Origin of the sequence: Flavobacterium sp. (assembly GCF_965277525.1) — a bacterium.
Lineage (GTDB): Bacteria > Bacteroidota > Bacteroidia > Flavobacteriales > Flavobacteriaceae > Flavobacterium.
Genome location: NZ_CBDIDC010000014.1, coordinates 347,716 through 372,808 on the forward strand (window position 1 = coordinate 347,716; position 25,093 = coordinate 372,808).

At 36.4% G+C, this 25,093-nt stretch carries 14 protein-coding genes, 1 tRNA gene and 1 pseudogene; 8 read left to right on the forward strand and 8 right to left on the reverse strand.

Annotation, left to right across the window (positions count from 1 at the left end; all coding sequences use genetic code 11):
- The first annotated feature begins 159 nt into the window (after positions 1–159).
- The 5 genes from ACQY44_RS25700 (at position 160) to ACQY44_RS25720 (ending at position 7,657) form a co-directional block, all read left to right on the forward strand.
- A complete protein-coding gene (locus ACQY44_RS25700; protein ID WP_428233117.1) occupies positions 160–1,221 on the forward strand; it encodes an efflux RND transporter periplasmic adaptor subunit in 1,062 nt (353 codons plus the stop codon).
- Positions 1,222–1,298: 77 nt separating this feature from the next.
- Positions 1,299–4,394 carry an efflux RND transporter permease subunit gene (locus ACQY44_RS25705; RefSeq protein WP_428233118.1) on the forward strand — a complete coding sequence of 1,032 codons (3,096 nt, stop codon included), beginning with the start codon at positions 1,299–1,301 and terminating at the stop codon, positions 4,392–4,394.
- A 68-nt stretch (positions 4,395–4,462) separates the two neighbouring features.
- Positions 4,463–5,770: a TolC family protein gene (locus tag ACQY44_RS25710; RefSeq protein ID WP_428233119.1), complete on the forward strand. Its 1,308-nt coding sequence runs from the start codon at positions 4,463–4,465 to the stop codon at positions 5,768–5,770.
- Between the two features lie 27 nt (positions 5,771–5,797).
- Complete coding sequence (locus ACQY44_RS25715; protein WP_428233120.1) at positions 5,798–6,661, forward strand: bestrophin family protein; 864 nt, start codon at positions 5,798–5,800, stop codon at positions 6,659–6,661.
- A gap of 72 nt (positions 6,662–6,733) precedes the next feature.
- The gene (locus tag ACQY44_RS25720) at positions 6,734–7,657 is read left to right on the forward strand and encodes an AraC family transcriptional regulator (protein ID WP_428233121.1); all 924 of its coding nucleotides are present in this window, start codon (positions 6,734–6,736) and stop codon (positions 7,655–7,657) included.
- Positions 7,658–7,856: 199 nt separating this feature from the next.
- Here the strand turns inward: ACQY44_RS25720 and ACQY44_RS25725 are convergent, their stop codons facing one another.
- Both ACQY44_RS25725 and ACQY44_RS25730 read right to left on the reverse strand, forming a co-directional pair.
- Positions 7,857–8,231: a DUF779 domain-containing protein gene (locus ACQY44_RS25725; protein WP_428233122.1), complete on the reverse strand. Its 375-nt coding sequence runs from the start codon at positions 8,229–8,231 to the stop codon at positions 7,857–7,859.
- A 76-nt stretch (positions 8,232–8,307) separates the two neighbouring features.
- A complete protein-coding gene (locus tag ACQY44_RS25730; protein ID WP_428233123.1) occupies positions 8,308–9,813 on the reverse strand; it encodes an aldehyde dehydrogenase family protein in 1,506 nt (501 codons plus the stop codon).
- Positions 9,814–10,088: 275 nt separating this feature from the next.
- Between ACQY44_RS25730 and pheT the strand changes: the two genes are divergently transcribed.
- Positions 10,089–12,509: a phenylalanine--tRNA ligase subunit beta gene (pheT, locus tag ACQY44_RS25735; RefSeq protein ID WP_428233124.1), complete on the forward strand. Its 2,421-nt coding sequence runs from the start codon at positions 10,089–10,091 to the stop codon at positions 12,507–12,509.
- Between the two features lie 80 nt (positions 12,510–12,589).
- Here pheT and ACQY44_RS25740 read toward each other — a convergent pair whose 3' ends face one another.
- Complete coding sequence (locus ACQY44_RS25740; RefSeq protein WP_428233125.1) at positions 12,590–13,102, reverse strand: adenine phosphoribosyltransferase; 513 nt, start codon at positions 13,100–13,102, stop codon at positions 12,590–12,592.
- A gap of 114 nt (positions 13,103–13,216) precedes the next feature.
- Here ACQY44_RS25740 and ACQY44_RS25745 point away from each other — a divergent pair.
- A tRNA-Arg gene (locus ACQY44_RS25745) sits at positions 13,217–13,290 on the forward strand.
- Positions 13,291–13,392: 102 nt separating this feature from the next.
- Here ACQY44_RS25745 and ACQY44_RS25750 read toward each other — a convergent pair.
- The 5 genes and pseudogenes from ACQY44_RS25750 to ACQY44_RS25770 all read right to left on the reverse strand — a co-directional run.
- On the reverse strand, positions 13,393–13,575 hold the full coding sequence (locus tag ACQY44_RS25750; protein ID WP_428233126.1) for a transposase: 183 nt from the start codon (positions 13,573–13,575) through the stop codon (positions 13,393–13,395).
- Positions 13,544–14,155, reverse strand: a complete 612-nt coding sequence (locus tag ACQY44_RS25755; RefSeq protein WP_428233127.1) for an IS6 family transposase — start codon at positions 14,153–14,155, stop codon at positions 13,544–13,546. The genes ACQY44_RS25750 and ACQY44_RS25755 overlap by 32 nt, the downstream gene beginning before the upstream one ends.
- A gap of 177 nt (positions 14,156–14,332) precedes the next feature.
- Complete coding sequence (locus ACQY44_RS25760) at positions 14,333–22,660, reverse strand: FG-GAP-like repeat-containing protein (RefSeq protein ID WP_428233128.1); 8,328 nt, start codon at positions 22,658–22,660, stop codon at positions 14,333–14,335.
- Between the two features lie 222 nt (positions 22,661–22,882).
- Positions 22,883–23,398 carry a Crp/Fnr family transcriptional regulator gene (locus ACQY44_RS25765; protein ID WP_428233129.1) on the reverse strand — a complete coding sequence of 172 codons (516 nt, stop codon included), beginning with the start codon at positions 23,396–23,398 and terminating at the stop codon, positions 22,883–22,885.
- A 191-nt stretch (positions 23,399–23,589) separates the two neighbouring features.
- A pseudogene (locus tag ACQY44_RS25770) lies at positions 23,590–23,727 on the reverse strand (IS1 family transposase); the annotation flags it as partial.
- Between the two features lie 162 nt (positions 23,728–23,889).
- On the opposite strand from ACQY44_RS25770, the gene ACQY44_RS25775 reads away from it, so the two are divergent.
- The gene (locus ACQY44_RS25775; RefSeq protein ID WP_428233130.1) at positions 23,890–25,005 is read left to right on the forward strand and encodes a helix-turn-helix domain-containing protein; all 1,116 of its coding nucleotides are present in this window, start codon (positions 23,890–23,892) and stop codon (positions 25,003–25,005) included.
- Positions 25,006–25,093 lie beyond the last annotated feature (88 nt).

Genomic DNA, 25,093 nt, shown 5'->3' on the forward strand with positions numbered 1-25,093 from the left:
CCTATTTACAAAAAATTGTCAAAAATAACTGTTAAGAGACGTTTAAAGTTAATATTATGCAAGTGTTAAATAAAGCCTAACATCTTTCGTTTTCGTTTCAAAAAGTTAAATTTGCAAGCTTACTAAAAACACATACCAAAAAAAAATTACCCCAATTTTATGAAAGTAAAAAACCTTGTTTACGCCTTACTGATTATCTGTATCGGAGGATTTATAACGTACCGAATTGTTTCCAATAAAAGCAAAAATGATGAATCTAAAAAGTCCGGTGATAAAAACACTCCAACCACAGTAAGCGGAATTGTTATTAAAACAGCTACTTTTGATAACAACCTATCACTTTCGGGGTCTATAGAAGCAAACGAACAAATAGAAATACATAGTGAAGTTTCAGGAATTGTTGAAGGTATTTACTTTACCGAAGGCAGTAACGTAAATAAAGGTCAGGTACTTTTTAAAGTAAATGATATTGAACTTAAAGCACAATTAAGACAAGCGGTAACCAGAGAAGGTCTTGCTGCTGAAAACGAGAGAAGAGCTAAATTATTACTTCAAAAAGAAGCTATAAGTCAGGAAGAATTTGATGTTGCAAAGGCTGATCATGCTTCGGCACAAGCTCAAAGTCAATTGATTAAAGCACAAATCGCAAAAACTTCTATAAAAGCCCCTTTTTCAGGAAAAATAGGATTGCGTTCTATTTCTCCGGGAACTTACATTACTCCAACCATTTTAGTGGCAAAATTAGTCAATACAGGAAAATTAAAAATTACATTTTCTATTCCTGAAAAATATGCTTCGCAGGTACAAGCAGGTTCTTCTATTGAATTTAAGGTTTCCGGTTCAGATAAAGTTTATTCGGCAAAAATATATGCCATAGAACCTGAAGTAGCAGTTGCTACCCGTACTTTACAAATTCGTGCCATTGCGGATAACATTGATGGAAAACTTTTTCCGGGAACTTTTGCCGATGTAAAATTACCTTTAAACATTATTAAAGACGCTATTGTGGTTCCCTCTGAAGCTATCATTCCGGTGCAAGATGGTAAAAAAGTGTATATCGCCAATATGGGCAAAGCCAAAGAAGTGATGGTGGATGCTACTACGAGAACTGATGCTTCTATTTTGATTTTATCAGGATTGAAAGCTGGAGACACCTTAATTACCAGTGGTGTTATGTCATTAAAAAATGAAGCACCGATAAAAGTTAACGTAAAAAAATAATCTTTAAGTTATGAGTTTTGGGTTATGAGTTGTAAAACCTCATTCACTAAATCTAAACTCTAAAATCATACATCATAATGAGTTTATCAACTACAAGTATAAAAAGGCCTGTTCTGACTATTGTACTGAATCTTTTGATTATTTTATTCGGTTTCCTTGGTTATACCTTTTTGGGAGTTCGGGAATTTCCTTCGATTGATCCTGCACAGGTTTCTATCCGAACCAATTATACAGGAGCCAATTCTGATATTATTGAGTCACAAATTACAGAGCCCCTTGAAAAAGCAGTAAATGCAATTGACGGGATTCGAAATATAACATCTTCCAGTAATCAGGGAAGCAGTAACATTACTATTGAGTTTAACCTTGACAAAAACCTGGAAGAAGCCGCGAATGACGTACGTGACAAAGTATCACAAGCCGTCAGAAGTTTACCGCAGGATATTGATGCTCCTCCGGTTGTATCGAAAGCTGATGCTGACAGTGAGGCAATTATTTCGATGACGGTACAAAGTGATACCCGTAGTTCGTTAGAATTAAGCGATTATGCTGAAAATGTTATTTCACAACGATTAGAAACTATTCCGGGTGTGAGCGCTGTTCAGATTTGGGGACAAAAACGTTACGCAATGCGTTTGTGGATTGATCCCGTAAAATTAACCGCTTATGGTTGTACTGTTGCGGAAGTTCGTGCTGCCTTAAATGCACAAAATGTAGAATTACCTTCAGGAAAACTAACCGGTAATAATACGGAACTTACTGTAAAAACAATTGGAAATCTTTCTAAGCCCGAGGAATTCAATAATATTATTATTCGTACTGACGGTGATAAAATTGTTCGTTTGAGCGATGTTGGGGGTGCTGAATTAGGTCCTGAAAACTTAGAAACAAAACTTAGCCAGTCAGGTCTTCCGCTAATTGGTTTGGCTATCGTGCCAATGCCAGGGGCTAATTACTTAGATATTTCGAAAGAGTTTTATAAAAAATACGATGCTTTAAAGAAAGATCTTCCAAAAGATATTAAGTTGAATATTGCGCTGGACAATACGATTTTCGTAAAAAAATCAGTACTTGAAGTTGCGGAAACTTTAGGGATTTCTATTATTCTTGTGATTATTATTATTTACTTGTTTTTTAGAGACTGGGCAATTGCCTTCAGACCCTTAATTGATATTCCGGTTTCGTTAATCGCAACGTTTTTTATTATGTGGCTTTTTGGATTTTCGATCAATGTATTGACATTATTGGCCATTGTTCTGGCTACGGGACTTGTAGTGGATGACGGAATTGTGGTTACTGAAAATATCTTCAAAAAAGTCGAAGAAGGAATGTCGCCAATCGAAGCGGCAATCAAGGGATCTAATGAAATTTTCTATGCTGTGATTTCTATTTCAGTAACGCTTGCAGCTGTATTTTTACCTGTAATATTCTTAGAAGGTTTCGTAGGCCGACTCTTTCGGGAATTTGGTGTAGTGATTGGTGCCGCAGTATTAATTTCGGCTTTTGTATCACTGACTTTAACGCCAATGCTGAATGCCTATTTAATGAAAGGCGGAGAACAGAAAAAATCGAAATTCTACATCAGAACGGAACCTTTTTTCGAGAAATTGAATAGTGGATATGCAGAGGCATTAAATCGTTTCATGGAGAAAAAATGGATCAGTTTCCCCATTCTAATTGCATGTTTTGGATTGATTTATTTATTCTTTACTATTCTTCCAAAAGAAACCGCACCTTATGATGACCGTAGTTCTGTAACAATGCGTATGACTACTCCTGAAGGATCTTCGTACGAATATACAGATCGTTTTATGCAGGAAATTTCAAGGCTAATTGACGACTCTATTCCGGAGAAAAAAGTAAGTTTAGTGATTACTTCGCCAGGATTTAGCTCAAACTCGGTAAATTCGGGATTGATCAGACTGACTTTGAAAGATGTAGATGAAAGAAAAACATCTCAAAAAGAAATTGCAGAGAAATTAACCAAATGGACTAAAAAATATCCTAGTGCAAAAACTTCTGTTACACAACAGCCCACAATTGCTGTAAACAGACGTGGAGGACTTCCGATTCAGTATATCATTCAGGCACCTACTTTTGAGAAATTAAGAGAAAAAATCCCTGTTTTTATGGATGAAGTGGGTAAAAGCGATGTGTTCTCTACTACAGATGTGAACCTGAAATTTAATAAACCTGAAATAAACGTCAGTATAGATCGTGCAAAAGCCGAAAGTTTAGGAATCTCAATCATTGATATTGCACAGACTTTACAGCTTTCGTTAAGCGGACAGCGTTTTGGTTATTTCATTAAAAACGGAAAACAATATCAGGTGATTGGTCAGTTTGATCAAAAAGACCGATCTAAACCTTTGGATTTAACTTCGATGTTTGTAAAAAACAAAAAGGGTGAATTAATACAGATGGATAATGTGGTGAATGTAGAGGAACAAAGTAATCCTCCTCAATTGTACCACAACAACCGTTATATGTCAGCCACTGTTTCCGCAGGTTTGGCACCCGGTAAAAGTATCAGTGATGGTATTAAAGAAATGGACCGAATAAAAGCCAAAGTGCTGGATGAAAGTTTCACAACTGATTTAAGTGGAGAATCCCGTGATTTTGTTGAAAGTAGCTCGAACACTTCTTTTGCTTTTGGATTGGCTTTACTATTAATCTTTTTAATTCTGGCGGCTCAGTTTGAGAGTTTTATCGATCCTTTAATTATCATTCTTACAGTGCCGATGGCGGTTGCAGGAGCTTTATTTTCATTATGGCTGTTCAATCAAACCTGGAATATATTCAGTCAGATTGGTACGGTAATGCTTATTGGTCTGGTAACTAAAAATGGTATCCTGATTGTTGAATTTGCCAATCAGTTACGAGAACAGGGAAAACCGAAATTAGAAGCTATTTTAGAAGCGTCAGAAGCACGTTTACGTCCTATCCTGATGACAAGTTTAGCGATTGCTTTAGGGGCTTTGCCAATTGCGATGTCGCTTGGAGCGGCTTCTACAAGTAGAATCGGAATGGGAGTTGTTATTGTTGGCGGGACTATTTTCTCCTTAGCTTTAACTCTTTTTGTAATTCCAGCTATTTATTTTATGTGGTCTAAAGCCCGAAAACATTATCCGGAATTTGATCATATTGACGAATACGAAAAAGAAAGTAAATAATTTATTAGCCCCGAATTCATGCGGTACAGTAAAATAAATTGGTGAATTCGAGGCAAAAGAAAACCTATATGAATATTAAAATTTTATTTAGTACTTTATTAGTGCTCTTATGCATTGCAAAAACAAATGCGCAAGAAGTCCTTACTATTGAAGATGCCATGAAAATAGCATTGGAAAATAATTTTGAAATCAAGATTGCCAAGAACAATTCGAAAATAAGCGAAACCAACGTAACGGTGGGAAATGCCGGAATGTTGCCTGTTGCTACCGCTTCGATTACGGACAATAACAGTGTGCAAAATTCATCGCAGACGCGTCAGGACGGAACTACAACATCATTAAACAACGCTAAAAACAATAGTTTGAATTATGGTGTAAGTTTAGGGTGGACTGTATTCGACGGAATGAAAATGTTCGCGAAATTAGATCAGCTGAAAGAATTACAAAAATTAGGTGATGCTGAATTAAAAAGAACCATTTTGATGAAAATTGGTCAGGTAAATTCAGCTTATTACGATTTAGTACAGCAGCAACAGCAATTGTCTGCTTTAGATACCACAATAGTCATTTCGAAGCAACGATTGACTTTGGCACAAAATCGTTTTACTATCGGAAAGGCTTCAAAACTAGAAGTTCTGAATGCCCAAGTCGATTTGAATTCAGATCAGGTTGCTTTGCTAAGGCAAAAAGAATCGTATAAGAATGCTAAAATTTTACTGAATCAACATTTAGCCCGTGATCCAAAAATAGATTTCACAGTAAGCAATACTGTTAAGGTTGACAACAAACTGGTTTTGATTGACTTAATGGAGTTAGCACAAAAACAAAATCCGGCTTTAGAATCGCAAATAATCAACAAACGAATTGCCGAATTGCAACTCAAGCAGGTTAAAGCAGATCGATATCCTGTTGTCAACTTAACTTCGGGGTATAATTTCTCGGATAATCAGTCCAGTTTAGGGTTTACAAGTCAATCTTCTGCCAGAGGTTTGAATTATGGTTTTAATGCAACACTTAATATATTTGATGGTTTTAACCAGCATCGTAATGAAAAAGTAGCAAAACTTGAAATTGAAAATTCTAAAATTGCTATCGAACAACAAAATCTAATTTTGAATACACAATTAAGCACTGCTTTTCAAACCTACTTAACGAATTTAGAATTAATTGGTTTAGAAGAAGATAACGAAGCTATTGCCAAACAGAATCTAGACATTACTTTAGATAAATTTAGAATCGGAACCATTACAACTCTTGATTTCAGAACAGCTCAGCTCAATTATGTTAACGCAAAAGTACGTTACAGCAATGCGCAATATGAAGCGAAGTTATCTGAAATTGCTTTAAAAGAATTAGCGGGAAATATTAATTTTTAAAGTAAATTTGTTTCAAAACGAAGACAAATGATCTCATATAACACTAAGGATTGGTTTACTTTTATATTCCATATTCATAAATCAGATACCGTTAGAAAGTTATTTCCGATTATGATTGCCATCGGAATCTATTCTTCTGTTATTGGATATCTTGAAATTTCTTATTTTAAATTTGGCAAAAACGATTACATTCATAACATCCCGATTATGCACGGAATGCTGGGATTTGTAATCTCGTTATTGCTTGTTTTCAGAACTAACACCGCTTATGATCGCTGGTGGGAAGGACGAAAATTATGGGGTGGTTTGGTTAATAATAGCCGTAATCTGGCGATTAAACTTTCGGCAATACTTAAAGATGAAAATGATCGAAAATTCTTCAGAAAATTCATTCCCACTTATGCATCAATTTTACACAAACATCTTCATGATTCTGAGACCAGTAAACAACTTTTTGACGATGTAGATTTAGAGATTGATCATCATAAACACAAACCAAATCAGGTTAAAAGAATGATGTTTCATAAAATCAATGATTTGTATGACGCCAAAAAAATTACCGGAGATCAGCTCATTATTTTAAACGAAGAATTACAATCTTTCACGGATATCTGTGGGGCCTGTGAGAGAATTAAAAATACTCCTATTCCCTACTCTTACAGTGCTTTTATAAAAAAATTCATCTTCTTTTATACCATGACACTGCCTTTTGGGTATTCTATTAGTTTAGGATACTTTGTAGCTCCGGTTGTTGTTTTTATTTTTTACGTACTGGCCAGTTTAGAGCTTATTGCTGAAGAAATTGAAGACCCTTTTGGTGATGATGAAAACGATTTGCCAACCAAAAAAATAGCAGAGAATATCAAAAAACATGTTGAGGAACTGATTTAATGAAACGTTAAATCTGGGTTTTCTATATATATTTTGATTAAATTTAAAGTCGCTACTTAAAATTTAATCACAATGAACAACCAACGTGCTTTAATCAGTCCTCCTCAATTATCGAATGAAAAATCATTAAAGACACTTGTTGAAAACCGTACGGTTTATAACTTAAATCATTGCGAATTAAATCTTTTTGAAACCTATGAATCTTCTCAATTGGTTCCGCTAAAGTTTAATGATTTTGTAGTTACCAGCATGTTGAGGGGCAAAAAAGTAATGCATCTTTTTGATGATCCCGGATTTGATTATTTACCCGGAGAAACCGTTGTGATTCCGTCAAACGTAGAAATGAAAATTGATTTTCCTGAAGCATCAAGAGAAAACCCAACGCAATGCCTGGCGCTGGCCATCGACAAAACTAAAATAACCGACACTTTAAATTTTCTAAACGAACGTTATCCAAAGGAAGGCAGTAATACGTACTGGCAATTAAATTATCAAAACTATTTTTTCTATAATAATGTAGATCTTGCTTCCACGATCAACAAACTGATCAAAGAATGCATGAGCACTTCGATTACCAAAGATGCCCTCGCAGACCTTACCTTGCAGGAATTGCTAATCCGAATCATACAAACACAGACGGTAAAATCTATCGATGAAGGAATTGCAATCCACACCAATAATCCGATTTTTGAAGTAACAGAATTCATCAGGCTTAATTTAAAGGAAAACATAAATATGAAAAATCTGAGTGAAAAGGCCTGTATGAGTCCAGCCTCTTTCTATCGTTTTTTCAGAAGAGAATTAGGAATGAGTCCGATTGAGTATGTTTTGAATGAAAAAATAAAACATGCTAAAAAACTACTCCGAAACCCAGGAATACAAATTAATGAAGTTTGCTATTTGTCCGGTTTTGAAGATGCTAATTATTTTATCCGATTGTTTAAAAAGCATGAAGGCATCACGCCGAAGCAATATCAGTTGTTGTATGTGAATTAAAGAAAGATGCAAAGGCGAAAAGGTTCACAGGTACAAAGAGTTGCGCGCATTTTTTATCATTTCGACGAAGGAGAAATCACACTAGAAATTCCGAAGAAATCGTCAATCTTTTTCTAATTACACGTGTGATTTCTCCCTTTGGTCGAAATGACAAGATCGAGAAAAATCTCTGTCCCTTTGTTGCTCTGAACCTTAGAACCTATTCAATAATACTTACCGGCTCCAAATCCTTTTCTTCTTCCTCAGTAAAAATTCTATATTCTATTTGAAACGTTTTCTTTAATGGAGTTTCTAATGAAAAACCTCCAACTCCAAAGGCATCAATTACTTTTAAGGTAAAATGGGCATGCTTCCAATATTCGAATAAATCTTTATCGACCCAGAATTCAGTATCTTCAATCGTTCCAATGCAAACATCTCCCATTCTTTGATAGTATCCTCCTTTTTCAAAACATTGTGGCTGCGTCCCTTCACAGCATCCTCCTGCCTGATAAAACATCAAATCACCATGTTTTTCTTTAAGGATTTTTATCAATTCAATCGCTTTATCCGTGGCGTCAAGTCTCTTTATCATGATCTTTTTCTTTACATTAAATTTACAAAAAAAGGTAAGTCAGAAACTTACCTTTTCAAACCAACATTATAACAAATTAAAAGAAACCTAATTTCTTTTTATCATAAGAAATCAGCATATTTTTAGTCTGACGGTATTGTCCTAACATCATTTTATGGTTTTCACGACCAATACCGGATTGTTTGTAACCTCCAAAAGGCGCTCCTGCAGGGTAAGAATGGTACTGATTGATCCAGACACGACCTGACTGAATAGCTCTTGGCACCTGATAAATTTCATGTGCGTCACGTGTCCAGACTCCGGCCCCCAAACCGTACATCGTATCATTCGCAATTTCAATAGCTTCTTCAGTCGTTTTAAAAGTCGTAACTGCGAGAACTGGCCCGAAAATTTCTTCCTGAAAAATTCTCATTTTATTATTCCCCTTAAACAGTGTGGGCTTAATATAATAACCACCTTCAAGATCTCCGCCTAAATGATTTTCATCGCCACCTGTCAAAAGCTCTGCCCCTTCTTCTTTTCCTAATTTTATATAAGACAAGATTTTTTCCTTCTGAACTAATGACGTTTGTGCTCCAATCATCGTCGATTTGTCCAGTGGATTTCCTGCTATAATGGCCTCTGTTCTTTCGATCACTTTGGCAATAAACTTATCGTATATATCTTCATGAATTAATAATCTCGACGGACAAGTACAAATTTCACCTTGATTTAAAGCAAATAAAACAGCACCTTCGATTGCTTTATCAAAGAAATCATCATCGTGATCTGCTACTGACGGAAAGAAAATATTTGGTGATTTACCTCCTAGCTCAAGTGTAACCGGAATAATATTTTCAGTAGCATATTGCATGACCAGACGTCCTGTAGTAGTTGAACCGGTAAATGCCGCTTTCGAAACTTTTTTGTTCGTCACTAACGGACGTCCCAACTCAGCACCAAAACCATTTACGATATTCAAAACTCCGGGAGGAAGAATGTCTCCTATTAATTCCATTAAAACTAAGATAGAAATTGGCGTGCTTTCTGCAGGTTTCAATACAATAGTATTTCCTGCTGCCAATGCCGGAGCGATTTTCCAAACGGCCATTAAAATCGGGAAATTCCACGGAATAATTTGGGCAACAACGCCTAAAGGCTCGCTTAAAGCAATGGAAACTGTTTGGGAATCTAGTTCTGCAATTGAACTTTCTTCGGCACGAATTACACCTGCAAAATACCTGAAGTGGTCTATTGCCAACGGAATATCTGCTGCAAGCGTTTCACGAATTGGTTTTCCGTTATCAATTGTTTCTACAGTTGCAATGTATTCAAGATTATCTTCTATCTTTTGTGCAATCTTATTTAATAAAATACTTCTCTCGGTAACTGATGTTTTTCCCCAGGTTTTAAACGCCTCATAGGCTGCGTCTACTGCCAATTCCAGATCCTCTTTGCCTGAATGCGCTGCTTTTGTAAATACTTTTCCATCAATTGGAGAAAGAACATCAAAATATTCTCCTTTTACCGGAGCTGTAAACTTTCCGTTGATGTAATTATTGTACTTTGCCTTAAATTCAGGTCTTTGAATGGTATTGCTCATAATAAATATTTTTTGGATTCCTTTCAAATTTACTTTCATAATCCGAAACAGAATAGCACTTTTCATTCATGTAATAGCACAAAAATTACATATTTCTTTTTATAACTAATTTTTAATAATTAATTATTAAAATATTGGCATTAAAATTACGCACTACTCAATAATAAAGGTTTTTGCACAGAATAAAAGCAGCTATAAAAAACCAAATAAATTGTTTCTTTCTACCACACGCAATCCTTATATTTGTATCCTTATACAAGAATAAAAAAGTTAACATGAAAATATCTTACAACTGGTTAAAACAATTCATTAAGACAGACTGGACATCTGAACAAACTTCAGAATTACTAACAGATTTAGGCCTGGAGGTAGAAGTAGTCGAAAAATACCAATCAGTTAAAGGCGGTTTGGAAGGAGTTGTTGTAGGACACGTACTTACTTGCGAAAAACATCCTGATGCAGACCGATTAAAAGTTACCACCGTAAATATCGGGTTAGAAGCTCCTATACAAATTGTTTGCGGTGCGGCTAATGTTGCAGCTGGGCAAAAAGTACCTGTAGCCACTATAGGAACTGTTTTATATGATAAAGATGGTGTGGAATTTACCATCAAAAAAGGAAAAATTCGTGGACAGGAAAGCCACGGAATGATTTGCGCCGAAGACGAATTAGGTTTGGGCACAAGCCATGACGGAATTATGGTTCTGGATGAAAAATTGAAACCCGGAACACCGGCTTCAGAGGTTTTTAAAGTTGTAAATGATGAAGTTTTCGAAATAGGATTAACTCCAAATCGTGCGGATGCGATGAGTCATTATGGCACGGCCCGTGATTTAAGAGCGGGAATGTTACAACGCGGTGTCAATATAGAACTGATTACTCCTTCTGTGAGTAATTTCAGAGTTGATATGCGTACTTTGAAAATCGATGTGAATGTTGAAGAGCCTCTTTTGGCACCTAGATATTGCGGTGTAACGATTTCAGGAATTTCTGTTCAGGAATCGCCGGCTTGGTTGCAGAATCGTTTAAAAGCGATTGGATTAACGCCAAAAAATAATGTTGTCGATGTTACTAATTATGTTTTACATGAATTAGGGCAACCTCTTCACGCCTTTGATGCTGCAAAAATCAACGGAAAAATAATTGTAAAAACACTTCCGGAAGGTACCAAGTTTGTCACTTTAGACGATGTCGAAAGAACATTACACAAAGAGGATTTAATGATTTGCGACGAAAAAGGGCCGCTTTGTATTGCAGGTGTTTTTGGAGGAAAAAAATCCGGTGTAACGGAAGGTACCACTTCAATATTCTTAGAAAGTGCCTATTTTGATGCTGTCAGCATTCGTAAAACAGCTAAAAGACACCAATTAAACACAGATGCTTCTTTTAGGTTTGAAAGAGGAATTGATCCTACTATTACAGAATATGCCCTAAAACGTGCAGCTCTTTTAATTCTGGAAGTAGCAGGCGGAAAATTAACGTCTGATGTTGTAGAAGTATATCCAAAAAAAGCAGAAGATTTTTCTGTTTTACTGAACTTCAGTCATGTTTCGAAGATTATCGGACAGGAAATCCCGAAAGATACCATTAAAAAAATCCTGGTTTCTTTAGATATTAAAGTAAACAGTGTTTCGGATTCCGGTTTAGGTTTAACAATACCGGCTTATCGTGTAGATGTGCAACGCGAAATTGATGTTATCGAAGAAATCCTAAGAGTTTACGGGTATAATAATATCAATTTCTCGAAAAAATTCAACGCAACCGTTTCAAATTCGCCAAGAACTGAAGATTATAAAGTACAAAATGTAATTGCTTCTCAATTAAACTCACAAGGGTTTCATGAAATGATGGCCAACTCTTTGACTACTGCGGCTTATACTAAATTATCAACCGTATTAAAAGAAGAGCATAACGTTACGATTTTGAATCCGTTGAGCAATGATTTGGCTACCATGCGTCAATCTTTATTGTTCTCTGGTTTAGAAGCTATATCCTATAACATCAATAGAAAAAATTCAGACTTAAAATTATTTGAATTCGGAAAGTCTTATCATAAATACCTTAACGGATACGAAGAGCACAAACATCTCACTTTATTGATTTCCGGAAACAGGAATAAAGAAAGCTGGACAAACCCACAAAAAACAACGGATTTCTTTTTATTAAAAGGATATGTGAAAGGGATTTTGACTCGTTTAGGAATTGATAAAATTTCGAATGCTCCCGTACAAAGTGATATTTTTTCAGAAGGAACGGCCATTTGCTACAACAATGATACATTAGTTGAAATGGGTGTGGTAAAAAAATCGATCTTAAAACATTTCGGCATTAAGCAAGATGTTTATTTTGCTGATTTTAATTGGGATTTGGTGCTGAAAATCATCACTGGAAAAATTAAGTATTCTGAAATACCTAAATATCCTGAAGTTCGTAGGGATTTGGCTTTATTGATCGACAAGAATACAACTTATGAAAGCATTTTTAATCTTGCTAAGCAAACCGAAAAATCGCTTTTAAAAGACGTTAATTTATTTGATGTTTACGAAGGAGAAAAACTTCCGGAAGGCAAAAAATCGTATGCTTTGAGTTTTACTATTCAGGACAATACAAAAACGCTTACAGACGTTCAAATTGATAAGATCATGTCGAAATTGCAACAAACTTTCGAGACTGAACTTGGAGCTACTTTGAGATAAGATCGTTTTCTATAAAATAAAAATCCCAATTTTGAATTATTTCAGAATTGGGATTTTTTTTATTTCTGATTATTTTATCTTTAATATGTAATAGCAACAAAAACAGAATAGTCTTTAATTTTTTCTCTTCCGTTCAGAAATGATAATTCCATCAGGAAATTACATTGTACAATTACACCTCCTAATTGCTCTACTAATTCACAAACTGCTTTTGCGGTCCCTCCTGTCGCTAAAACGTCATCGTGAATCAAAACCCTGTCTCCTTTTTTTATTGCGTCTGTGTGCATCTCTAAGCTATCTGAACCGTATTCTAATTGATACGTAGCCGAAATGGTTTCGTAGGGCAGTTTTCCGGGTTTTCTAACGGGAACAAAACCTGCATTTAATTCCTGAGCCAATAACATCCCAAAGAAAAAGCCTCGACTCTCTGCTCCTACTACTTTATCTATAAGTTGTCCATTTAGGGATTCTGCTAAAATAGAAAGTGCCTCTTTTCTGGCCATCGGATCATTTAGCAACGGAGTGATGTCTTTAAACAAAATTTCTTTTTTTGGAAATCCCTGAATATCACGTATATAATTTTTAATCTTCATTTTTTTTCATTTTTATGTTATTTTATGCTTGGATATCTCACATTTCTTTCTATCTTTGCACCCGCAATAAGCAGTCAACGAAGTTACAAAAAAATAGCTAATTGACAACAAAATGGCCTCGTGGCGCAACTGAATAGCGCACTTGATTACGGCTCAAGAGGTTACTGGTTTGAATCCAGTCGAGGTCACAAAATTAAAATCCTATTTCTTACGAAATGGGATTTTTTTTTGCCTTTTTGGACATAAATTAGCAAGCTAACAGATCACGGATCAGGTTCAAAAGTTGGGGATTAGGCAAAAAGATTAAATAATCTGAATAAGAAAAAGTCAATATTTCTGACTCCTCTAAACTGAGATCTAAAAGCGTTTATTTTGGTATTAAAAGATTCTGCTGAAGCATTTGTACTTCTATTGTCAAAATAGTTTAAGATGGACTGGTAATTAAAAGTTATGGTATTGAGTAAGATATTCAATTCCGCTCAATGTTCGTTTGGCCGATTCAAAACTTTTAAAGCCTAATCCGTTTTGTATGCGCCACTTTATAAAACGATGGTCCTGTTCGATAATATTGTTGATATATTTACACTGCCGGATTTTAATCTTTGAGATCGAACTCTTGTTGTCTACTTTGATCGCTGCAGTATTAGAACCGCTTTTATCAATGTTAATTATTCTTGGCCGGCAGTTATTACCAATTGCTTTAATTAGAAATGACTGAGCACTCCTTCTCTGTCTTTTTCTGGTCAAAAGAAAGTCAACCGTATGACCTAATTTATCGACCGCTTGATATAAATAACACCAAATACCTTTTACTTTGATATAGGTTTCATCCAATCTCCAGCTTGTCCCCACTCTACCCTTTCTCTGCTTCATCTCCGACTCAAGCAAAGGTGTAAACTTATAAACCCAGCGCTGCATAGTAGCATGATCAACAGAAACTCCTCGCATTTTCATGATCTCTTCAACATCCCGATAACTTAAAGTAAACCTAAGCTTAAAATATACTGCCTGCAGAATAATAGACTTTGGATAACAATGACCTTTGGTATTCATTTTTCGATGGGTTTAAAATTATAAAGATAAAGTTATTCCCAAATGCGGCAGAACCTTATCAGATACTTATAAAAATTAAAACCAAAAGACATTTCAATAATGCAAAAAACAGTCAAAATTGTTTGATTTAAAATCAGCACAAACTTTACTTTCTTTTATGAAAAATTAAGAGAACAATTAATTCTTTATCACCTTAAAATTGTTTGTTTTGCCATTTTCCATGATTTTTATAAAATAAATCCCATCGGCTTTTTCCAAAAGATCTATTTTATCTGTTCCCGAATTTATTTTTTTAGCTAATATTAATTGTCCTAAATTATCGTACACTTCTATTTGCTTATCGGATGGAAGCTGCAAATAAAACATTCCTTTGCTTGGATTTGGATAGATTTTTAAAGTAGGATTGGTGCTAAAATCATCTGTACTTAAAGTTGCGCAATCAGTGATAATTGGAAAAGAACAAGGCACAAGTAACCGAACGGCATATTGACCTGAAATTGTAGGTGTAAAAGATTGATTTGTTTCGCCCACTATATCGGTACCATCACAGTTTATCCACTGATAACCAACTCCTACTTGATCAGCCATTAGTGTACCATTATTTTTACTAACGGTAGTTATGATGTTTGGTGGTGCACTATTTATGGTTAAATCCAGTTTTTCGGTTATGCAGTTCGTTGTTGTTCCATTATAAATTCCAGATACTGTATACGTAATTCCATTCCAAAGATAACTTCCGCAAGCCGAAGCTGTAGTTGTATTATTTGTTGCCGGAGTGATTGTCAAATCCAGTTTCTCGGTCACGCAATTTGTGGTTGTTCCGGTATAAATTCCAGATATCGTATACGTAATTCCATTCCAAATATAGCTTCCGCAAGCTGAAGCAGTAGTTGTATTAATCGTTGCAGGAGTTATTGTCAAATCCAGTTTTTCAGTCACACAATTCGTCGTTGTTCCTGTATAAATTCCAGATGTCGTATACGTTACACCATTCCAAACATAACTTTCACAAGCCGAAGCCGTAGTTGTATTAATCGTTGCAAGAGTTATTGTCAAATCCAGTTTCTCGGTCACGCAATTTGTGGTTGTTGCGGTATAAATTCCAGATACCGTATACTCAATTCCATTCCAAATATAGCTTCCGCAAGCTGTCTGCGTTGTGATATGATCCGAAATTGGATTAATAGTTAAATCCAGTTTTTCAGTCACGCAATTTGTGGTTGTTCCTGTATAAATTCCAGATGCCGTATACGTTACACCATTCCAAACATAACTTTCACAAGCTGAAGCAGTAGTTGTATTATCTGTTGCAGGAGTTATTGTTAAATATAGTTTTTCGGTTACACAATTTATTGTTTTTCCTGTATAAATCCCAGATTTGGTATAAACTTGATTATTGTTTACCCAAGTGTAAGAATCGCAAGCTGTTGCCGTAGTTACATGATCTAAACTTGCTGTAATTGCTATTGTCAACATAGCCGAATCTGCACATTGATTAGCATCGGGAGTAAACGTATAAATTGTTGTTGCCGTTGTGTTTATTGATGGCGACCAAGTTCCTGTTATACCATTATTAGAAGTTGTTGGCAATGTAAAACTACTTCCCGAACATAACGGGGCAATGGTGGTAAATGTGGGAATAGTTTTTGACGTTGCCTCAATAGTCATCGTGCTGGCACAATAGGATTGTGTTATTTGAGTTGGGTTGTGTTTGCTGGTCGTCGTACCATCTCCAAATTGACCAGCACCATTATATCCCCAAGCCCATAAAGTCCCATCCGATTTTAGTGCTGCAGTATGTCCATATCCTTCGGATATACTTTTCCATAATGTTTCCGTACCAATTCTTTTAGGAATAAGTTGGTTTGTTGTTGTGCCATCGCCTAATTGACCATACTCATTATTCCCCCAAGACCATAAGGTTCCATCTGTTTTTACTGCAACAGTATTCCCAAATCCAACCGTAACTTCCTTCCAATTTGTGGCAGCACCTATTTTTACAGGAATAAGTTGGTTTGTTGTTGTACCATCTCCTAATTGACCATAATGGTTACTTCCCCAAGCCCACAAAGTGCCATCGTCTCGTACTGCAACTGTATGCATCTCTCCACAAGCTACACTCATCCAAGAGTTCGTATTACCATAAACAGCAATTTGTTGTGGCTGATAAATGGAGGAGCTTGTACTACCATTTCCTAATTGTCCAAAGCCGTTACGTCCCCAACCCCATAACGTTCCATTGGTTTGTATAGCAAAAGTATGGTATTGTCCCGAAGATACAGCTTTCCAACTGGCATCATTGGGATTGTCAATTTTTCGGGGTATAGTAGTATTACCATAATAACCTAATTGACCCGTGCCATTCTCTCCCCAAGACCATAGAGTGCCATCGGTTTGTATAGCAAAAGATTGGTTTCTTGCTGCCGATACCGATTTCCAATTGGTAGCCGTTCCTATTCTAGTAGGGCTATCTTTGTTTATTTTTGTGCCGTCTCCTAACTGTGCATTTTCATTATATCCCCAAGCCCAAAGGGTACCATCTTTTTGAATGGCAATAACGTGCATCTCGCCACAGGCTACACCCTGCCAGTTTGTTCCAGTTCCTATTTGTATAGGTGTCTTTGCAAATTTACCAAAGCCTAATTCAACATATTCACTACTTCCCCATCCCCACAAGGTGCCATCTGTTTTTATTCCGATAGTAAAATCGGGACCTGCTGTAATTGTTACAAAATCGGCTGGTGTATAGATATAAGTAGTGGTCTTGGTATTGTCTATAGCAGGTGTCCATCTGCCTGTTGCACCATTTGTGCTGGTTGTTGGTAATGCACTTATGCTTTCTCCTGAGCAAACAGGGCTAATTTGTTCAAATACAGGAACGGTCTTTACAAGAACAGTCATCTGCACTGATGCTGCACACAATCCTGGTGTTGGCGTAAAGGTATATGTTGTTGTATTCGTGTTATCTAAAGGGGGCGACCAGGTTCCTGTAATTCCATTGTTAGATGTTGTTGGTAAGGTAAAACTGTTTCCCGAACACATAGGTGAAACTTGTGTAAATATTGGAACATTATCTGAACTTGGTGTAATGGTCAAATTGAGTTTTTCGGTAACACAATTGATGGTTGTTCCTGTTTTTACTCCAGAAGTGGTGTAAACTGTTCCGTTCCAAGTATAAGAATCGCAAGCGGTTGCAGTTGTGATATTATCAGAACTTGGTGTAATGGTTAAATCTAATTTTTCAGTAACGCAATTGGTGGTTGCTCCTGTGTAAAACCCTGATGTTGTGTAAACCTGATTGTTGTTTGCCCAAGTGTAATTGCCACAATTTGAAATCGTTGTTACATGGTCTGAATTTGGTGTAATGGTCAAATTCAGTTTTTCGGTGACGCAGTTGGTGGTTGTTCCTGTGTAAATTCCTGATGTTGTGTACACCTGATTATTGTTTGCCCAAGTGTAATTGCTACAATTTGAAATCGTTGTTACATGGTCTGAATTTGGCGTAATGGTCAAATCCAGTTTTTCGGTGACGCAGTTGGTGGTTGTTCCTGTATAAATCCCTGATTGGGCGTACACCTGATTGTTGTTTGCCCAAGTGTAATTGCCACAATTTGAAATCGTTGTTACATGGTCTGAATTTGGTGTAATGGTCAAATTCAGTTTTTCGGTAACGCAGTTGGTAGTTGTTCCTGTGTAAATCCCTGATGTTGTGTACACTTGACCGTTGTTTGCCCAAGTGTAATCGCCACAATTGGAAATCGTTGTCACATGGTCTGAATTTGGTGTAATGGTCAAATTCAGTTTTTCGGTAACGCAGTTGGTAGTTGTTCCTGTGTAAATCCCTGATGTTGTGTACACTTGACCGTTGTTTGCCCAAGTGTAATTGCCACAATTTGAAATCGTTGTCACATGGTCTGAATTTGGTGTAATGGTCAAATTCAGTTTTTCGGTAACGCAGTTGGTGGTTGTTCCTGTGTAAATCCCTGATGTTGTGTACACTTGACCGTTGTTTACCCAAGTGTAATCGCCACAATTTGAAATCGTTGTCACATGGTCTGAATTTGGTGTGATAGTCAAATTCAATTTTTCGGTAACGCAATTGGTAGTTGTTCCTGTGTAAATCCCCGATTGGGAGTAGGTTTGGTTGTTCCAAATATAACTTCCACAAGATGCGATTGTAGTTACATTATACGTACTTGGAGTAATGTTTACAGTTAACACAGCCAATTCTGCACATTGGCTCCCATCAGCCGTAAAAGTATAAGTGGTAGTTGCTGTTGTGTTTATTGATGGCGACCAAGTTCCTGTTATGCCATTATTTGATATTGCAGGTAAAACAAAACTACTACCTTGACATATTGGATCAATTGCTGTAAAAGTTGGCACAGCACCTCTACAAATGGTGAGGATATAAGTTTTTACATCTCCGTTTTGTGCAGTAACTTTTATATCAATACTATTATTCCCCACATTCAAAACCAATGCACTTGAGGAAGTTCCACTTGCTATAGTGGTATAACCACCACCATTTACTTGCACTTGCACCGTTGCTAATGCGTCTTCTACAGTTGGGGTTACTGTTGTAGTTGTTGTGGCATTAGAAACAGTTGCTGTATAAGCAGTTGTTGCTGTTGCAAAAACGGGGCTTATTGTTCCTGCACTTGAGGTTAAAGCACTTAAATTAGCATTGTTGCTATTGTAATAATTTTTTTGAGACGTTTCGACTATTTGCCTATCCGTACTACTCAACGTGCTATTGAAAAGCACCAATTCGGTAGTCCAAAAATTACCAGAACCACTTCCATCATTTCGATTGCCTATTTGCAGCGCATTGCCATTATCAGCATAAGCAGAAACGGTACCACTACTGCTTTGTATCCCATTTAGATAACTATAAAAAGTACCCGAAGCAGGAATGACAAACGAATATACTGATGCTGGTACTGTACTACTCACATCCGCTCTAGGGGTACTATTAGCTATATTGTTGTAAGATGCAGCAGTTGTATTAGCATTTCCTACAAAAAAATTCCCTCCACCATTGGTAAAATCAAAAGGGGCAGGATAATTGGTGTTGGTATCGGATGCCGTTCCTGTTTTGGTAACCAATGACGATGACGTGGTGCTATTTCCTTTTGCAAAACCGACCATTGACGTGGCTGTGAAAAAAAGCGTCCCTTTGGCCGTTGCCAAATTAGCAGTGCCAAAAAATACGGCAGGTCTATTGTTTAAACGATCCAAAACACCCGCATTTACAATACGAGGTTGTAGGGTGGTGTTTGCTTGTGTTGCATCATTCCCATTACCGCTTTGGTCGTACCATTTGGTTACATACCCACTGAAACTACCCACAAAAGCAGTTAAAGCAGCAGTGTCCAATCCTCCACTGACATCAAAACCAATTTCTAGCAAAGCGTTATCACTGCTTCTACGAACTTGTATTGCATTACCACTATATATACTCGCCAATTTACGCAGCGAATACGCTGTTGTTGCTTGGGTTGTAATTGTTAAACCAATAGTATCCAAAACGATAGCTATTCTTCTATTTAGAGTTATTGTATACGTTTTTGTATCTCCATTTTGTGCCGTAACTTTTACTTCAATACTATTATTCCCCACATTCAAAACCAATGCACTTGAGGAAGTTCCACTTGTTATAGTGGTAAAACCACCACCATTTATTTGTACTTGTACTGTTGCTAATGCGTCTTCTACAGTTGGGGTTACTGTTGTAGTTGTTGTGGCATTAGAAACAGTTGCTGTATAAGCAGTTGTTCCTATTGCAAAAGCAGGACTCATTGTGCCTCCTGTTATGCTTAAGGCGCTTAAATTAGTATTATTGTTATTGTAATAATTGGTTTGAGACGTTTCTACTATTTGCCTATCGGCAGTACTCAACACGCTGTTGAAAAGTACCAATTCCGTAGTCCAAAAATTACCAGAACCACCCCCGCCATTGCGATTGCCTATTTGCATGGCATTGCCATTATCGGCATAAGCAGAAACGGTACCACTACTGCTTTGCACCCCATTTAGATAACTATAAAAAGAACCCGAAGCTGGAATAACAAACGAATATACCGATGCAGGAACGGTACTACTTACATCTGCTCTAGGTGTACTAGTAGCTATATTATTGTTAGAACCAGATGTCGTACTAGCATTTCCTACAAAAAATTGGCCTCCACTATTGGTAAAATCAAAAGGGGCAGGATAGTTATTGTTAGCATCCGAAGAAGTACCACTTTTGGTAACCAATGACGATGGGGTGCTACTATTTCCTTTTGCAAAACCTACCATCGAAGTGGCTGTGGCAAAAAGCGTCCCTTTGGCTGTTACCAAATTCGCCGTGCCAAAATATACGGCAGGTCTATTATTTAAACGATCCAAAACACCCGCATTTACAATTCGGGGTTGCAGAGCGGTGTTCGTTTGTGTTGCATCATTCCCATCACCGCTTTGGTCGTACCATTTGGTTACATAAACACTCGAACTTCCCGCAAATGTTGTTAAAGCAGTTGTATTAAGTCCTCCACTCGCATCAAAACCAATATCAAGTAAAGTATCATCGCTAGATCTTCTTACTTTTATCGCATTGCCAGTATAATTACTAGATAATTTACGCAGCGAATACGCTGTTGTGGCAGGCGTAGAAGCTGTTAAACCAAGTTTGTCAAGAAGAGATGCTCTTTTTATCGTTAGGGTATAAATTTTTGATGTGCCATTTTGTGCAGTTACAACAACTGTGATAGTATTGCTACCCTCACTTAAATTAATAGTACCAGATGCTGAACCACTGGCAACAGCCACTCCATTTACAAGAATTGTGGCATTATCATCGGCTTTAGTTGGCGTTAAAGTTATTGTATTGGCTGCATTGGGTACCTTTACAGTATAGGCTGTTGTTGTTGCGTCAAAATTGGGGTCTAATGCGCCAGTATTTGTTGTTAAAACGCTTAAATTAGTATTGTTAGAAGTATTCCGTAACACCGAAACAACACCACTATTATAAGCAACATAACTCGCTACTACTAAATCTGGCTTTCCATCTCCATCTAAATCGCCTATAGTGACTGATTTAGGATCTGTACTCGTTGCAAAATTAATTTTAGAGGCAAAACTACCCGCATCAATAGCACCGTTGGTTGCTGTATTGCGTAATACCGAAACGCTATTAGTGTTTAGAAATGCCGACGAAACGGTGTCATTATTAGCATTTGCTACCGCCAAATCAGGCTTGCCATCACCGTCTAAATCGCCTATAGCGACTGAAACAGGACTTGCACCCGTTTTAAAATCGACTTTGGCAGCAAAACTACCAGTATCAATAGCACCACTTACTGCTGTATTCCGTAATACCGAAACAGCACCATTATTATTCGTTACCGCCAAATCAAGCTTGCCATCACCATCTAAATCGCCTAATGCTATAAATTCAGGATTAAAACCCGCAGCAAAACCAACTTTGGCAGCAAAACTACTCGTAGTAATAGTTCCTCTGGTTGCTGTATTGCGTAATACCGAAACTGTACTGATACTATTATTCACTACCGCCAAATCGGGCTTGCCATCCCCATCTAAATCGCCTATAGCGATTGATTTAGGACTTGGCTCGGTTGGAAAATCGACTTTGGTGGCAAAACTACTTGTTGTAATAGTACCGCTTGTTGTTGTATTGCGTAATAGCGAAACGGTAAAGTCATATAAGTTTGCTACTGCTAAATCGGGCTTGCCATCGCCATCTAAATCGCCAATAGCGACTGAATAAGAACCAGAACCCGTTATAAAATCGACTTTGGTTGCAAAACTGCTAGCTGTGATAGTACCACTTGTTGCTGTATTCCGTAATACAGAAACGCTACCGTCAACATAATTCGCCGCCACCAAATCGAGTTTTCCATCGCCATCCAAATCGCTAATAGCGATTGATCGAGGGTTATAATTCGTTGCAAAGTCGACTTTGGTTGCAAAACTAGCCGCTCCAATACTACCGCTTGTTGTTGTGTTTCGAAATACTGAAATCGTATGGCTATTAGCATTCGCCACCGCTAAATCGGATTTTCCATCTCCGTCTAAATCACCAATAGCTACTGAATAAGGAGCTGTACCCGATGTAAAATCGACTTTCGTTGCAAAATCGGTTGTTGTTATCGAACTTTTTGCAGGACTATAAACAGGATTAAAGTTATTTAAACTATAACAAGCTAATGCTGTTCCTGTATTCAAAACACTGATAGGCGAGTATATTGCTCCAGAAGGAACTGTAACGGTTAAACTTGTTGTACTTGCTGTAGTTACGGTAGCTTGAATAGCGCCAAAAAAAACGATGTTATTGGTTGGTAATGTATTAAAATTAATACCCGATAGCGTTACGGCATCACCAGGTTTTGCATTTGTAGGCGAAAAAGAATTGATAGTTGGTGCTGTCTGTGCAAATACATTTGAAGATAGTACAATCAAAAAATAAAGTAAAACCGAAAACAGAATGTAATTTTTTTTCATAATAACAAGGTTTTGAAGTAGAAAAAGTACAGCGTACTTACCTACTGCAATAGTATTACTTTAAAAAATAACTTAAATTATCTTAATGTTACCTAGAGTTGTGTGAATTGTAAAACACCGTAAACAAAAAAAAACTTAATTTTCTGATTTTTAATAATTTAATCCTTAATTATTAAATCATCCAAAATCCAAACATGGTGATTATTTGACAATTGTCAAACTTTATTTTTCAGATGTGTTACGAATTTGGCTACGAACTCGGCTCAGAGTTTCAAGATTAATACCTAAAAAGGAGGCAATATACTTTAAAGGAATACGAGTTGAAAGATGTTTATAGGCTTTTAGAAAGTATTCATATTTTGTTTCAGCCTTACTTAATCTGCCCATTAAAGCTCTAATTTCGGCATCAGAATAGTATTTTTCGTAAAAACGTCGGGCCGTTATATTAAATTCGGGTTCAATATTGTATAAATGTTGTAAGTCTGAATGCTTCATACCCAGAAGAGACGAATTTTCAATAGCTTCCATATTTTCGTAACTTGGAATTTGTAATATAAAACTATGAATTGAAGCCACCAACTCATTTTCAACTGTAATCCAGGTCGTAATTTCCCTATTAGAATCTTGTACATAACCCCGAATAGCGCCTTTATTTACAAAGTAAATCATATCGCAAATCTCTCCTGCCTTATGCAATTTTTTACCTTTTCTTACTTCAATTGGATAGGTGTTTTCCATAAGAAATTTTTTAGAACCCTCACTAATCGGATAAACACTGTTGAACACGTATAAAAGTGTAGCAGCTTCTTCTGGAGTACTATGGCGTACATAGTGATTCAATTGATTCATAATTGGGTTTAAAATTTTATTGTTTTAGTTTGCTCTTTTATGTAAATGTATAATTATTTTGTTGCACCTGGGAATAACTTTTTAAGTGTTAGATGCCGCAGCGTTTTATTAGTTCGTTTACCAACATTAAAACTCACAACTGTTTTAGAATTCTTTTCCAATGCATAAACCAGCCAGATATAATTTTTCTTGTGTCTGATATAAGTGCACAGCTCATCGCATTTTAATCAAATCTTGAATCATGAAAGTAAAAATCTTCTTTTTGAATTTTTAAAAAGATTTAATTCTTATTCCAAAAATAAAAACTCACAAATTTATTGCTCAAAAAATTAAACCAGATAGCAAATAAACATCAAAATAATTTTACCTTTACAGGTGTTATGTTTCAACTAAAACCTACTAACTGGCTTAAGCAGTTTAAGCAGTATTTTTTTACTTACAGTAATGGTTTTTACCATCTGCCTTACAGTAGCAAATCTCCCGAAGCACTAGTCGAGAGTTTTGCCAATTACCCTTTTGTAAAACATAATAAAGAAAGGCAGAGTATTTATGCTAATACCCCTTTTTGTGAAGGAGGATTCAATTATCAAAAGCTTGAGGAGGGTTGCTGGATTATCTACTCTAAAATGAGATACAAGACCAATGTGGCCTTCGACCTGGTTTATGATAACCCGGAAGAGAAAAAGATCGAAGATAAAGGATATTATATGTTAAGCCTTAATCATGTTTCAAACCTTGTTACCATAGATAAAAAAATTTGTGAAAAACAATTTTGCTTCTCAAACTATAGCTGGACGCTTTTTAAGCCGAAAGAGCGAAACTGTGACCTGAATTTTAAAGGTGCCAATAACAAATATATTACCCTGTATTTTAATAAAGAATGGCTTGAGCGTAATCTGGCTCAGAATATTCTGTTTACCGAAGGAAGACTTACTGATTTTATAGCTTCTGATGAGCCTTATATTGCATGGCCTTTAACTGGTAATGAAGAAGTACTCAAAAATTTCAGCCATTTTGACGATGTCATGAATTTGAATGCGCAGGTTGCTTCGATAGACTTTTTGCAATTAAAATTTTCAACAATTAATCTTATTTTCGATTTTTTCAGGCTTTGTAAGGAAGAGAATATAATCGGACGCCATTTTGCTATTGAATACGAGAATAAATTCAGTATCAATAAGGTTGAAAACTACTTAACAAATAATCTGTTTGACAAATTCCCCGGAATCGACATGCTGGCAGAAAAATTTAAAATTTCAGAAAGTAAATTAAAAGCCGAATTCAAGCAGTTCTTTGGAAAGCCCATTTATAAGTATTTTCAGGAAAAGCAGATGAATCTTGCCAAAGAACTAATCTTTGAAAACAAGCTGCTGATAAAAGAGATATCATATAAATTCGGTTACGAAAACACCAGTAAATTTAGCGCTGCCTTTAAAAAATGTCATGGCATTCTGCCAAGCGACCTGCAAAAGCAAGAGTTTGAAATAGCAGATTAAATCTTATTATTCCTATCTTTTCACACTTTCCCATACTCAAAAACTTTTTGGGCTATAGATTTTATTTAACAAAACTTTTTGGAGCATT